This is a genomic window from Nocardioides sp. NBC_00368 (assembly GCF_036090055.1).
In the GTDB taxonomy this organism is placed as follows: Bacteria; Actinomycetota; Actinomycetes; order Propionibacteriales; family Nocardioidaceae; genus Nocardioides.
Genome location: NZ_CP107970.1, coordinates 1183360 through 1195445 on the forward strand (window position 1 = coordinate 1183360; position 12086 = coordinate 1195445).

At 68.2% G+C, this 12086-nt stretch carries 10 protein-coding genes; 4 read left to right on the top strand and 6 right to left on the bottom strand.

What is annotated here, in order from left to right; translation table 11 throughout:
* Positions 1 to 30 precede the first annotated feature (30 nt).
* Positions 31 to 609, top strand: coding sequence for a TetR/AcrR family transcriptional regulator (locus OG984_RS05565; protein WP_328530642.1), 579 nt, complete (start codon positions 31 to 33; stop codon positions 607 to 609).
* A gap of 21 nt (positions 610 to 630) precedes the next feature.
* Here the strand turns inward: OG984_RS05565 and OG984_RS05570 are convergent, their stop codons facing one another.
* A complete protein-coding gene (locus tag OG984_RS05570; RefSeq protein ID WP_328530643.1) occupies positions 631 to 4659 on the bottom strand; it encodes a tetratricopeptide repeat protein in 4029 nt (1342 codons plus the stop codon).
* A gap of 86 nt (positions 4660 to 4745) precedes the next feature.
* The gene (locus OG984_RS05575) at positions 4746 to 5633 is read right to left on the bottom strand and encodes an AurF N-oxygenase family protein (RefSeq protein ID WP_328530644.1); all 888 of its coding nucleotides are present in this window, start codon (positions 5631 to 5633) and stop codon (positions 4746 to 4748) included.
* A gap of 60 nt (positions 5634 to 5693) precedes the next feature.
* Between OG984_RS05575 and OG984_RS05580 the strand changes: the two genes are divergently transcribed.
* Both OG984_RS05580 and OG984_RS05585 read left to right on the top strand, forming a co-directional pair.
* A complete protein-coding gene (locus tag OG984_RS05580) occupies positions 5694 to 6374 on the top strand; it encodes a TetR/AcrR family transcriptional regulator (protein WP_328530645.1) in 681 nt (226 codons plus the stop codon).
* Positions 6371 to 6646, top strand: coding sequence for a DUF4873 domain-containing protein (locus OG984_RS05585; protein WP_328530646.1), 276 nt, complete (start codon positions 6371 to 6373; stop codon positions 6644 to 6646). Before OG984_RS05580 ends, OG984_RS05585 begins: the two co-directional genes overlap by 4 nt.
* 12 nt (positions 6647 to 6658) lie before the next feature.
* Here OG984_RS05585 and OG984_RS05590 read toward each other — a convergent pair whose 3' ends face one another.
* The 4 genes from OG984_RS05590 to OG984_RS05605 all read right to left on the bottom strand — a co-directional run bounded on the left by OG984_RS05590 (position 6659) and on the right by OG984_RS05605 (position 10558).
* Positions 6659 to 7420, bottom strand: coding sequence for a sulfite exporter TauE/SafE family protein (locus OG984_RS05590; RefSeq protein WP_328530647.1), 762 nt, complete (start codon positions 7418 to 7420; stop codon positions 6659 to 6661).
* Positions 7420 to 8118 (bottom strand): FadR/GntR family transcriptional regulator, encoded by a 699-nt coding sequence (locus OG984_RS05595; protein WP_328530648.1) that lies wholly within the window; start codon positions 8116 to 8118, stop codon positions 7420 to 7422. The genes OG984_RS05590 and OG984_RS05595 overlap by 1 nt, the downstream gene beginning before the upstream one ends.
* A 136-nt stretch (positions 8119 to 8254) precedes the next feature.
* Positions 8255 to 9922: an MFS transporter gene (locus OG984_RS05600; RefSeq protein ID WP_328530649.1), complete on the bottom strand. Its 1668-nt coding sequence runs from the start codon at positions 9920 to 9922 to the stop codon at positions 8255 to 8257.
* Between the two features lie 27 nt (positions 9923 to 9949).
* Positions 9950 to 10558 carry a TetR/AcrR family transcriptional regulator gene (locus OG984_RS05605; protein ID WP_328530650.1) on the bottom strand — a complete coding sequence of 203 codons (609 nt, stop codon included), beginning with the start codon at positions 10556 to 10558 and terminating at the stop codon, positions 9950 to 9952.
* Between the two features lie 197 nt (positions 10559 to 10755).
* Between OG984_RS05605 and OG984_RS05610 the strand changes: the two genes are divergently transcribed.
* Positions 10756 to 12084: an SLC13 family permease gene (locus tag OG984_RS05610; protein WP_328530651.1), complete on the top strand. Its 1329-nt coding sequence runs from the start codon at positions 10756 to 10758 to the stop codon at positions 12082 to 12084.
* Positions 12085 to 12086 lie beyond the last annotated feature (2 nt).

Genomic DNA, 12086 nt, shown 5'->3' on the forward strand with positions numbered 1-12086 from the left:
CGAATGTCTAGCAGTGCTAGGATTCGGGTCATGTCCGTACAGGAGCGCAAGCAGCGCGAGCGAGCAGACCGTGAGCGCCTGATCGTGGCGACGGCCCGTGAGCTGGCCGAGGAGCAGGGCTGGGATGCGGTGACCACGCGCCGGCTCGCCGAGCGCATCGAATACAGCCAGCCCGTCCTCTACAGCCACTTCCGCGGCAAGCGGGAGATCATCGGCGCCGTGGCCCTCGAGGGGGCTTCCGAGATGGCCGTGGCGATGCGGGCCGCGACGGCCGCCGCGAAGACCCCGCGCGAGCGGGTCGCCGCGCTGGGTCGTGCCTACCTCGACTTCGCCGACCGCAACCCCGCGGTCTACGACGCCCTGTTCCAGCTCGACGGCGGCCTGGCGTACGCGCAGGAGGACACCCCGGAGCAGCTGAAGGGCGCCTTCGCGGCGCTGATGGAGACCCTGGGCGAGGTCGCCGGAGAGGGCGTCGCCCCGGGGCTGTTCACCGAGGTGTTCTGGGCGTCACTGCACGGGATCGCGACCCTGACCCGGTCGAGGCGGTTGCTGCCCGAGGACGCCGAGCAGAGGCTCGAGCTTTTGGTCGACCGCCTCGCCGTGCTCTGAGGCGCTTGATCGCCGAGAGGTTCAGAGATCCTCGGTCAGCATGCTGAACTCGTTGTCGCCCGGGCACGACCAACCGACGGTCCACGTCGCTTCCTTCCGGTGCCACATCGAGGCCTCGGTCAGATCTCCTCGCAGGTGAGCGAGGACGCCCAGTCCGTGCATCGCCGGAGCGTAGAGGGCGTGGATCGACAGTGCCCGTTCGAACCACTCCTGCGCGGCGGCGCTGTCTCCCCGCAGCCCGGCCAGCATTCCGAGGCCCGTCATCGGGCACGGGGTGGCGGGATTCATCTCGATCGCGTCTCGGTAGTAGGCCTCGGCGGCTTCGAGATCGCCGGCGACGGCTTCCAGCACGCCGAGGTTGTTCAGAGCCGTGTCATCGCGTGCGTCGACGGTGAGCGCCTGCCGATATCGCGTCCGGGCCAGCAACACGTCCCCGGAACGGCGTGCGTTGACTCCGCTGCAGCACAGGGCCCATGCGCTGCGCGGATTGGCCTTCAGGGCCAGGTGGTACGTCTCGGCGGCCCGTTCGGACTGTCCCATGGCCTCGGCGAGGCGGCCCAGATAGACCAACGGCTCGGCTGAAGCGGGACTCGTTGCTCGTGCCTGCTCGAACCATCGGCGCGCGCGCTCGGCGTCCCCCTCGCGAAGCGTTAGATCTCCGAGCTGTGTGATCACCCATCTGTAGCTGGAGTCTGCTTCTAGGGCGCGCTCGTACCAGCCCCGAGCTTCGTCGACGTCACCGCTGTTTTCCGCAAGCAGGCCGCATCCGGCGAGGGACGGAGCGTAACCGGGATCGGTCGCGATGGCCTTCCGGTACCACGCCGTCGCCTCGACGGGTTGGCCAGTTGTTCGCGACAGATCACCCAGGTGATCAAGGGCGAAGGCAGATTCCGGGTCGGCGTCCAGCGCCCGCAAATACCGTGAACGGGCCTCTTCGACGTCGCCGCGGTCTTCGGCGATCTCCCCGAGCATCGTCAGCGCCCAGGCGAACTTCGGATCAGTGTCGAACGCTTTCTGATACCACGCCTCCGCGCCGTCGGCGTCGCCGGACTCCTGGGCAAGCAATCCGAGCTGAGCCATGGCAAGGGTGTATTCGGCTTCGGCTTCGAGTGCATATAGGTACCACTTCTTGGCCTCGACTCTCTGGCCGCGGCGTCGAGCGAGACTCCCAAGTAGGGCCATGACCCACGCATTTTCTGGATCGGCAGCGAGCGCCTTTTCGTGCCAGGTACGTGCGGAATCATCATCGCCCGCGTCCTCGGCAAGTAGACCCAGACCGGCCATGGAGTACGCGTAACCGGGGTCGACGACGAGGGCTCGCTGATACCAATCCTCGGCCTCTGCGGCGTTGCCGTTGTTGCGCGCGAGGTTCCCTAGACAGTCCATGGCAAACGCGTTCTCGGAATCGACCTCCACGGCGTTCTCGTACCAGGAGCGTGCTTCGTCGGCCCGGCCCGCCTGCTCGGCCAAGGACCCCATCCGCGTCATCACCCAGGCGTAGGTCGGATCGATCTCTAACGCCTTCTCGTACCATGAGCGTGCATCATCGATGGCGCCTGCCTCAGCATCCAGGAGGCCGAGCTGGGCCATCGCCCAAACGTACGTCGGATCGGCCTCCAGAGCCTGCATGCACCACGAGCGCTCCTCGATGGAGTCACCTGCATCCCGGGCAAGCATGGCTTGTCCGGCGTGGGCGATGACGTACGTGCGATCTAGGTCGAGCGCCTTGGTGTACCACTCCTTCGCTTCAGCGGGCCTGTGGTTGGTTCGAGCGAGGTCTCCGAGATCGACCATGAGCCAGGCGTAGGTCCCGCCTGCTTCCAGCGCCTTCTCGTACCACTCGCGCGCGCCATCGACGTCACCTGACTCTTCGGCAAGTGAGCCGAGCTGTGCCATCGCCCAGGCATAACTCGGGTCGGAATCCAGTGCCTTCTGGTACCAGCTACGCGCTTCGTCGGTATCGCCAGCGTCCTCGGCGAGGAGGCCGAGGCCGGCCAGCGAAAACTCGTACGTCGGGTCGATCTCGAGCGCCCGGCGGTACCAGCGCTCCGCGTCTGCGACGTTGCCCGCCTCACGCTCGAGGTCCCCCAGGTCGTCCATCGCCTCAGCGCTTCTGGGGGCGACGGCAAGTGCCCGCTCGAACCACGAACGAGCGGATCTCGCATCCTTTCGCCGCTGAGCCACACGCCCCATCGCTCCCATGGCGTTGGCGTCGGTCGGGTCAACACGCAGCGCATGCGTGCACCAACGCTCGGCCGCGTCGAGGTCTCCGGAGTCAAGAGCAAGCGAGCCGAGACTCAGCGGTGCCTTGAGATAGGTCGGGTCCGCCTTCATGGCCTTGCGATACCAGCGCTCTGCCTCGGCGGTGTTCCCGGCCCGGTTCTCGAGTCTGCCGATTCCATCCATCGCCCGTGCATGCTTGGGGTCGGCCTCCAGTGCGCGCTCGTACCATTGGCGTGCGCCCTCCGGATCATCGTTGAATCCCGCAACGGCCCCCAGTCCCGCCAATGCTCTCGCATGACCAGGGTCTTGTGCGACGGCGTTGTCGTACCAGCTCTTTGCCGATACGAAGTCACGGTCATCTGCATAGAGATCGCCGAGCACGGCCATTCCCGTCGCGCTACCTCGTCGAGCTGCGGTTTCCGCGGTCAGTCGGGCCCGTGCCGTGTCGTGTCGGGCATAGAGGGTCTGGGCGATCGATCCGGCCGCCCGCGGAGATGTTGTATCCACGATGACCTGCAGCCGAGACGGAGCAAGGTCAGCGCCGGACGAGGCGCGCTGGAGGAGCATGTCCGAGACGGTGTAGCCGCCGACCCGCGGCTCGAGCAGGCTGATCGACCCACTCGCGGGAGGACGTACGCCGTTAACCGACTCCGTGGCCCAGGCGATGCCGGTGTCCAGCCAGTCGTCGCTCACGGCGTCAGGCGGATCCGGCGTCAGCGCAGCCTGCTGGGCGGGAGTGAGCGATTCCCACGCCAGGGCCCTGATCACACCGAGCGGCACCGGGACCGGGTGCTCTGCGCGGAGCGCGTCCAGACAGGCCTGCACCACAGCCGTGCCATAGGTGCTGCCGCCGAGATCGAGCTTCCTGAACAGCGCGGGCGCCGCGGCCAGCACCTGGGTCATCGGCAGGTTGCCCGTGTAACCGGCGGCTTCCGCGAGCCGTGAGTCGGCGAGGCCCAGGCCGGCAGCGGCCTGCTTCTCGGACTCGGTGAAGTCATCAGGCATCGTGATGACCTTCGCCTGATGGGTGAGGATCTCCCGGGCGTCGAAGGTCCGATCGGAACGCGCCTCTTCGCCGTCCGCCGGGAGGCGAACCAGTTCGTCGTAGATCTCCGGCCAGATGGTCCCGACGATCATCACCGGAGCCTTGCCGTTGAGGAGTCGTCGGACATCCGCGAGCCGGAGGCGTTCCGGTCCGAGGAAGCGCTTGATCTCATCGAGCCATACGACTGTCTCGCCGAGGCTGCTCCCGTCCGCCAGTACGCCGGCGAGCTGGTCGTAGTCGGACGGAGCGAAGAGGCGCCAGCTCGGTGCGGTCGACTTGAGGCTCTCCCACAGGCTCCGCGACTTTCCGCGCCCGGACCGTCCGTGAACGATGACGAGTCCGCCTCGCTGCTTCGCCTGGGTCAGGGCGTTGCGCAGCTGGGCATCGACTTCCCTCGCGACATACGTCGGGAGCGTTTCGGAGAGGTCTGGATCCGTGTCCCCGCTAGCGGTGAGAGCGATCGCCGGATGAACGCCGAGGTCCCGTACCACCGTGTCATCGGCGATCTCCTTGACCTGCGGGAACTTGCGGGCGGAACCGTGGTACCCCTCCCGGCTCTTGATCTGGGACTCGCGCTTGGTCTGCGCGATGTCTTCGGCTCGCCTGATCCGGCCGCCCAGAACCTCCTGGGCGAGACCGAAGACGATCGCGCCAGCGCCGAGAAGCGCGGGTACGACCCAACCTTCGACGCCGAGCTCACCTCGAGCAGCGACGATCCCGGAGATCACCATCGCGACGATCCCGAAACCCACGAGGGCCAGCCATGGCGACCTGAAGTTCACGATCACATGCTGGCAAGGTTGGTGACGAGCCCGCAACAGAACTTCGGCGCCGACGCCGGCAGGATCCTCGAAACCGGCTCGCCAGGTCAGTCGCGGGGCACCAGGAAGGACGCGCGCCAGAGTTTGCGGTCCTTCTCCGAGACCATCCCGTGCTCGGTGAGGTAGGGCATCATCTTCTCGCCCATCCAGGCCAGGGTGGCGCGGTAGTGCTCGTTGCCGAGCGCCTCGCGCCGTGCGGCCATCGGGTCGAGGCCGACGGCCGCGTAGCAGTCCGGGTGGACCAGCGAGCGAGCCATCACGTAGGCCGAGCGGGCGGTGAGGTTCTGGTGGAGTCGGAGCTGCGTACGCCCGATCTTCTGCGACATCGCCGCGGCGAGCTCCTCGCGGGCGAAGGTGACGTGGCGGGCCTCCTCGGTGACGTGGATGCGGGAGGCCATCCGGGTCAGCGGCTGGCAGCGCTCGTCCTTCATCAGCTCGCGCTGCCACCGGTCGAGCGGCTCCTCGCCGACGAGGGTCGCGGAGAAGACGCTGGGCCCGTGCAGCAGCGGAGCGAACTTGCCGATACGCAGGACGGCGGGGCGGGGGCCGTACGCCGGTGCGCCCATCGCCGCGATCGCGCGGCCGAACATCACCGAATGACGGGTCTCGTCGCCGATCTCGGTCAGCGCGTACTGCGTGCGCGCGGTGCGTGGGTCGGCTCCGTAGACCTCACGGAGCAGCAGCTGCATGAGCAGCACCTCGAACCACAGTCCCACGCTCATGATGCTGGCGACCTCGTGCCGGGAGAGCTCGATCTGCTGCTCCTGGCTGAGCCGGTCCCACATCGGGGTGCCGTAGAGGGAGACCCGCTCGGGCTGCATCCACCACAGGCCCTCGACGGGCGCGGCGTCCCAGTCGAGATCGACCTCGGGGTCGTAGGACTGACGCGCGGTCGAGCGCAGAAGCCGGTCGGAGGTCGGGTCGGCGATGGTCATTCTTCTCCAAACTGAACTACGTGTTACCGAGAGTTACGGGTAGTTGCTAGAGTGCAGGACATGACACGGAAGGTCAAGGACGACGGTCGTTCCTCGCGCTGGGACGCCCACCGGGAGGCGAGGCGCGCAGAGCTGGTCGCGGCGGCCGTACGTGCCGTGGACTCCGCCGGCGCCGAGGTCTCGATCGCCGACATCGCCACAGAGGCCGGGGTGAGCAAACCGGTGCTCTACCGCTACTTCGCCGACAAGGCGGAGCTGCACGGGGCGGTGGGGATGTGGGCCGCGCGGCAGATCCTGGACGCGGTCGTCGATGCGGTGCTCGCGCCTGCGCCGACCCGGCGGCGCGTCGAGGCAGGGGTCGCTGCGTACGTCGAGACCATTGCCCAGCACCCCAACGTCTACCTGCTCCTGGTGCGCCAGCACACCGGCGGCACCGACCCGCTCGCCGACGGCAAGCAGCTCATCGCGGCGACCTTCGCGCGCCTGCTCGGCGACACCTTCGGTCGTCTCGGTGTGGATGCCGCGGGCGCCGAGCCGTGGGCGCACAGCCTGGTCGGGATCGGTGAGTCCGCGGGCCAGTGGTGGCTCGACCGGCGCACCATGTCGCGCGCCGCGTTCACCCGCTACCTGAGCGAGTTCGTCTGGCACGCCCTGGAGGGCACCACCGCCGAGTACGGCGTCGACCTGAGCGACCTGGACCGTCCCGAGATCGTCACCCCGCTGCGAAAGAGCCCCCGATGAGCGAGCACGAGCCCCAGCACCTCTACGACGGTCCCGCCCGCCTCGAGTCCGCGGGCGCAACCTGGGAGGTCGACGTCGCGCTGCGCGGCGTGTTCCAGCCGATCGACGGCCACTTCCACTGGTACGGCCGGGTCGCGACGGCCCTCGAGGGCGTACGCAACGGCCAGACCGTCACCGTCCAGACGGACCACGGCGAGGCCGAGGGTCGGCTCTCCGACATCGACCCCTGGGGCCGGTTCCGGGTCTCCGGGACGGGGAAGCCGCCGTTCTGACGCCGCGGAACCTCAGCGCACGAGCATGAGCGTCGCGGCGCCGATCCCGACGACGACGATCAGCGAACGTAGCACCGCGGCCGGCAGGCGACGACCGATGTGGGCACCGACGTACCCGCCCACGACCGAGCCCGCGGCGAGCAGTCCGACGGCCCGCCAGTCGAGGTCGGCGATCGCCAGGAAGATCACGGTCGCGACCACGTTCGAGGCCATCACCGCGAACGTCTTGAGCGCGTTGACGGTGCGGAACTCCAGGTCGGTCCCGAGCCCGAGCACGGCCATCATCATCACCCCGGACCCGGCGCCGAAGTAGCCGCCGTAGACGCCGGTCAGCGTCGCGAACACGGTGGTCAGACCAGAGATCCGCACGCGCGGCTCGTCGTCGGTGGCGTGCTGGCGCAGGAACCGGCTCAGCCGAGGCTGGATTCCGACGAGTACGCAGGTGCCCAGGATCAGCCACGGCACGACCGCCTCGAAGACCGACCCCGGCAGCCACAGGAGAAGCAAGGATCCGGCGACGCCGCCTCCGGCCGCCGTCATCAGCACGGCAGCGGTGACGCCCGGATGCTCCGCGAGCTCACGCCGGTAGCCGAAGGAGCCACTCAGTCCGGCCGGCGTCATCCCGACCGTGTTGGAGGTGTTGGCCACCACCGGCGGCAGCCCGACCGCGACCAGGACCGGAAAGCTGAGCAGCGAGGCGACGCCGACGGTGGAGGTGAGGATGCCGGCGCCCAGGCCCGCGGCCAGCACCGCGAGCTGATCCAGCCACGTCATCAGTCGCGGAGCAGGGCGACGTCGCTGACCAGCATGACGTGGCCGTGCATCGCGGCGGCGGCGGCCTGCGGGTCACCTGCGGCGATCGCGTCGGCGATCTTCTGGTGGCCGGCGAGCGAGGTCTTGGGCCGGTCGGGCTGGGAGAGCGACTCGATGCGGGTCTCCCGGATCAGCTCGCTGATCTCCGACATCATCTGCTCGAGCAGAGGGGAGTGGGCGGCCTCGGTGACCGCGTGATGGAAGAGCTCGTCGCCCTGGACGCCGCGCCCACCGCCCTCGATGTCGTCCGCCATCGCCTTCAGCGCCGCCTGGATGCGGTCCAGGTCCTCCTGCGTACGCCGCTGCGCAGCCAGCGCGGCGATCTTGGTCTCGAGCGCGTCGCGCGCCTCGATGACGTCCGGGATCCGCTCCGCGTGCGCCCGGATCGCATCGGTGATGCGCTCGACCCGCGGCTTGTCGGTCAGCACCGTCCCGTCGCCGTGCCGCACCGCGACGACGCCGATCACCTCGAGCGCGACCAGCGCCTGACTGAGGGTTGCCCGACTCACCCCGAGACTGGTCGCGAGCTGTCTCTCCGGCGGCAGCCGGTCACCTGACTTCAGGTCGTTCTCCGAGATCCAGGCAGTGATCTGCTCAGCGACCTGCTCGTACAGGCGGGTTCGCTGCAGCGGACGCGGAAAGCGCGCGGACTCACTCATGACTACAGAGTATGGACGTCAGGGCGGATTGACCTATTGGCTAGGCCACCAATGTCTGTGGGACACGTCACAACTGAGACGTGGCCGCCCCCTGAGAGGGAGCGGCCACGTAGGTCGTCGTACGACTTCGGGCTGGTCAGCCCACGTGCACGCCGCCCTCTGGCCCGTCCGTCGCCAGCTCGGTGTGCTTGACGTTGAGGAAGATCCAGATGATCGCGGAGACCCCGAGCATCATCACGGATCCGACCAGGAACGCTGCCTGGGCGCCGGAGGTGAAAGTGCCCTGGAACAGCGCGCCCTGGAAGAAGGACAAGTCGCTGCCTGGGATCAGGGCGTTCGGGTCCATCCCGGACTTGGTGATGCCGTCGTGCAGCGGAGCGGCGATGTCGTCACCACGGCTGTTGCTGAACTGGAGCGCCACCGTGCTCAGAATCGCGAGGCCGAGCGCACCGCCGACCTGCTGCATCGTGTTGAGGACGCCGGAGCCGATGCCCGAGTCCTCGGTCCGCACGTTGTGCACTGCGGTCAGGGTGAGCGGCACGAACACCATGCCCATGCCGATCGCCATGAGGAGGATGTACGGGAACAGGCTGGTCCAGTAGTTCACGTCCGCACCGACGGGGTTGCCCGCGCCGAGCGCCGAGAGGACCGCTGATGGGCTGTCGTCGACCTCGATGCGAGAGAACATGAACAGCGAGATCGCCGCGAGCAAGGTGCCTGTGCCCGAGAGGTAGCGCGGAGGGATCCGGGCCACCAGGTTGGACGACACGGCCGCGCCGATCACGATGCCGAACGAGAACGGCAGGAACGAGAAGCCGGCCTCGAGCGGGCTGAACCCCTTGATCTGCTGAACGAACAGGCTCAGGTAGAAGAACATCGCGAACATCGCGGCCGGGGCGATCATCATGGCCACGAAGCTCGTGGCCCGCGTCCGGTTCGCGAAGATCCGCATCGGCAGCAGCGGGTGGTCGACCCGCGACTCGATGACGACGAACGCGATCAGCAGGGCGGCGCCCGCGACGAGCGAGCTGATGGTCTGGACGTGGTCCCAGCCGTAGGCCTCCTCGCCGGCGCGCGAGAGGCCGAACACGATGCCCAGCAGGCCGAAGGTGCCGGTGATGGCGCCCGGGATGTCCAGCCAGCCGGTGTGCTTCTCCGACTCCTGCAGGATGCGGGGAGCCGCGAAGGCGGCGACCAGGCCGATCGGGACGTTGATCAGGAAGGTGAGCCGCCAGCCGTCGACGCCCAGGGGCTGGTCGAGGCCGGTGAGCCAACCGCCGAGGATCAGGCCGATCGCGGCGCCGATGCCCGACATGGTCGCGTACGCCGCCATCGCGCGGTTGCGCTGAGGGCCGGCGGGGAACGTCGTGGTGATCAGCGCGAGCGCGGCCGGTGCGGCGAGCGCGGCACCGACACCCTGCAGGCCTCGCGAGCCGAGCAGCAGCGCCTCGTTCTGGGCGAGCCCGCCGAGGAGCGAGCCGATCGCGAAGACGGTCAGACCGCTGATGAAGAGGCGGCGCCGTCCGTAGAGGTCGCCGAGGCGGCCGCCGAGGAGCAGCAGGCCGCCGAATGCGAGCGCGTAGCCGGTGACGATCCAGGTCAGGTTCGCCTGGGAGATCTCGAGGTCCCTACCGATGTAGGGCAGCGCGATGTTGGCAATGGTCGAGTCGAGCACCACCATCAGCTGCGCGGTGAGGATGAGCACGAGGGCGAGACCGGCGTGCGGGACCTTGGCCTTCTCCTGCTCCGGCGGCGCGGTCGTGGAGATCGTCCCTTCGGCGCCGAGGGATTCGGTGTTGGTCATCAGTTGGATTCCTTGGTGTGGTTGGAGTCAGCCGCGGATCACGGCAGGGAGGATGAGCTGGTCGACCACCTTGGCGATCAGCTCGTTCGTCGGCGGCTCCCCGAGGAGGAATGTGTGGTGCAGGACGATGCCCGGGAGGGCGGAGGAGATCAGTTCGAGATCGAGGTCATCGCGGAGCTCGCCGCGCTCCTGCGCGCGGCGGAACATCTCGGTCGCGATGGCCTTCTTGGGGCCGACGACACCGCGTCGGAACGCCTCGGCGAACTCGGCGTCACGGGAGATCGCGGTGACGACGCTGCCGAAGATCGCGATCTGGCGCTGGTCGGTGAGACCGCCCATGCCGCAGAACGCGCCCAACAGGTCCTCGCGTAGGTCGCCGGTGTCGGGAGCCGTCATCGGCTCCTTGGTCGAGGTGAGCGCTTCGATCACGAGCTGGGCCTTGCCGTTCCACCGGCGGTAGAGCGTCGCCTTGGAGGCCTTGGCCCGCCCGGCGACGGCGTCCATCGTGAGCCGGTCGTAGCCCAGCTCGGCCAGGATGTCGATCGTCGCGTCGAAAATCTCCTGCTCCCGCTCGCCCTCGACTCGCGGGCGAGACTGCGCCTCGGCGGCGGCCCGGGCAGCTCGGGTGGGGGACATCGGCACCTCACAGATGAGTCGTTGATGAAACGGTACGGTTTCGTTTCAAGAGATAGTACGGAGTCGTTTCGTTCCAGGCAAGTCGGCCCTCGCTATTGACGTTCTCCGGATTGTCCTATTGGCTAGGCCACTGAGCCGCCGTGATCCGGGTCACAAACCATGCGGTGTCATCTGGGGGCCAACAGAAGGGAAGTCCGATGGGACCGGAATGGGTGGCGATCATCGCGTTGGTCGCCTTGTTCGTGGCCGGCACGTTGCTGCCGATCAACATGGGAGCTCTGGCCTACGTCGCGGCCTGGCTGGTCGGGATGTTCGCGCTGAACCTCGACGAGAAGGAGATCCTGGCCGGCGTCAGCGCCGACCTGATCCTGACGCTGATAGGTGTCACCTATCTGTTCGCGATCGCCAGGAACAACGGCACGGTCGACCTGATCGTCAGTAGCGCCGTACGCGCTGTCGGAGGCCGGGTCGCTCTGATCCCGTGGGTGATGTTCGGTGTCACCGCGCTGCTGACCGCGATGGGCGCCGCCAGCCCGGCGGCCTGCGCGATCATCGGGCCGGTGGCCCTCGGGTTTGCGGGCCGCTACAAGATCAACCCGCTGATGATGGGCATGTTCGTCGTCCACGGCGCCCAGGGCGGTGGCTTCTCGCCGATCAGCATCTACGGCACCATCACCAACTCGGTCATGGTCGACAACGGCCTGCCCGCCAGCGAGATGACCGTCTTCCTGACCAGCCTGGTCGTCAACCTGATCATGGCGGGGATCCTCTTCTTCGCCCTCGGCGGGCGGTCGCTGATGTCGATGCGGCTCGACCCCGACGAGGCGGCCAGCGCCGCCGCCGGCGTACCGGGCGAGCTGAACGAGGGCGGCGTGACCGTCCCGGCGCGCGGCTACGGCACCGTCGCCCCGACCGGCACCAAGCCCGGCATCCGCACCGAGCAGGTGCTGACTCTCGCCGCCTTCGTGATCGTCGCGGCGATCGCCCTGTTCTTCGACAAGAACATCGGCTTCGCCTCGATCACCGCGGCGACCGTCCTCGCAGCGCTCTCGCCGAGCCAGCACAAGGACGCCATCCGCCAGATCGCCTGGCCGACCGTGCTCCTGGTCGCCGGCGTCTCGACGTACGCCACGATCCTGAACACCGCCGGATCGCCCGAGTTCGTGGGTGGCTGGGCGGCCGGTCTGGGCGTCGCCGCGGTCGGTGCGCTCATCCTCTGCTACGTCGGGGCCGTGGTCTCCGCGTTCGCCTCCTCCACCGCACTGCTGCCGATCATCATCCCGATCGCGGTGCCGCTGATCGCCGAGGGCGGGATCTCGGCGGCGATGTTCGTGGCCGCGCTGGCGATCTCCTCGACCATCGTCGACGTGAGCCCGTTCTCGACCAACGGCGCGCTGATGCTGGCCAACCGGCCGGAGAGCATCACCGAGGAGCGCTACTACAAGCAGATCCTCGGCTACAGCGTCGTCGTGGTGCTCGTCGGTCCCCTCCTGGTCTGGGCCACCATGGTCCTCCCGGGGTGGTGACG

Excerpts from the sequence above, each read along its gene's own strand:
- OG984_RS05565 (WP_328530642.1), top strand. The coding sequence starts at position 31 with ATGTCCGTACAGGAGCGCAAGCAGCGCGAGCGAGCAGACCGTGAGCGC.
- OG984_RS05575 (WP_328530644.1), bottom strand. The coding sequence starts at position 5,633 with ATGACCATCGCCGACCCGACCTCCGACCGGCTTCTGCGCTCGACCGCG.
- OG984_RS05580 (WP_328530645.1), top strand. The coding sequence starts at position 5,694 with ATGACACGGAAGGTCAAGGACGACGGTCGTTCCTCGCGCTGGGACGCC.
- OG984_RS05585 (WP_328530646.1), top strand. The coding sequence starts at position 6,371 with ATGAGCGAGCACGAGCCCCAGCACCTCTACGACGGTCCCGCCCGCCTC.
- OG984_RS05590 (WP_328530647.1), bottom strand. The coding sequence starts at position 7,420 with ATGACGTGGCTGGATCAGCTCGCGGTGCTGGCCGCGGGCCTGGGCGCC.
- OG984_RS05595 (WP_328530648.1), bottom strand. The coding sequence starts at position 8,118 with ATGAGTGAGTCCGCGCGCTTTCCGCGTCCGCTGCAGCGAACCCGCCTG.
- OG984_RS05600 (WP_328530649.1), bottom strand. The coding sequence starts at position 9,922 with ATGACCAACACCGAATCCCTCGGCGCCGAAGGGACGATCTCCACGACC.
- OG984_RS05605 (WP_328530650.1), bottom strand. The coding sequence starts at position 10,558 with ATGTCCCCCACCCGAGCTGCCCGGGCCGCCGCCGAGGCGCAGTCTCGC.
- OG984_RS05610 (WP_328530651.1), top strand. The coding sequence starts at position 10,756 with ATGGGACCGGAATGGGTGGCGATCATCGCGTTGGTCGCCTTGTTCGTG.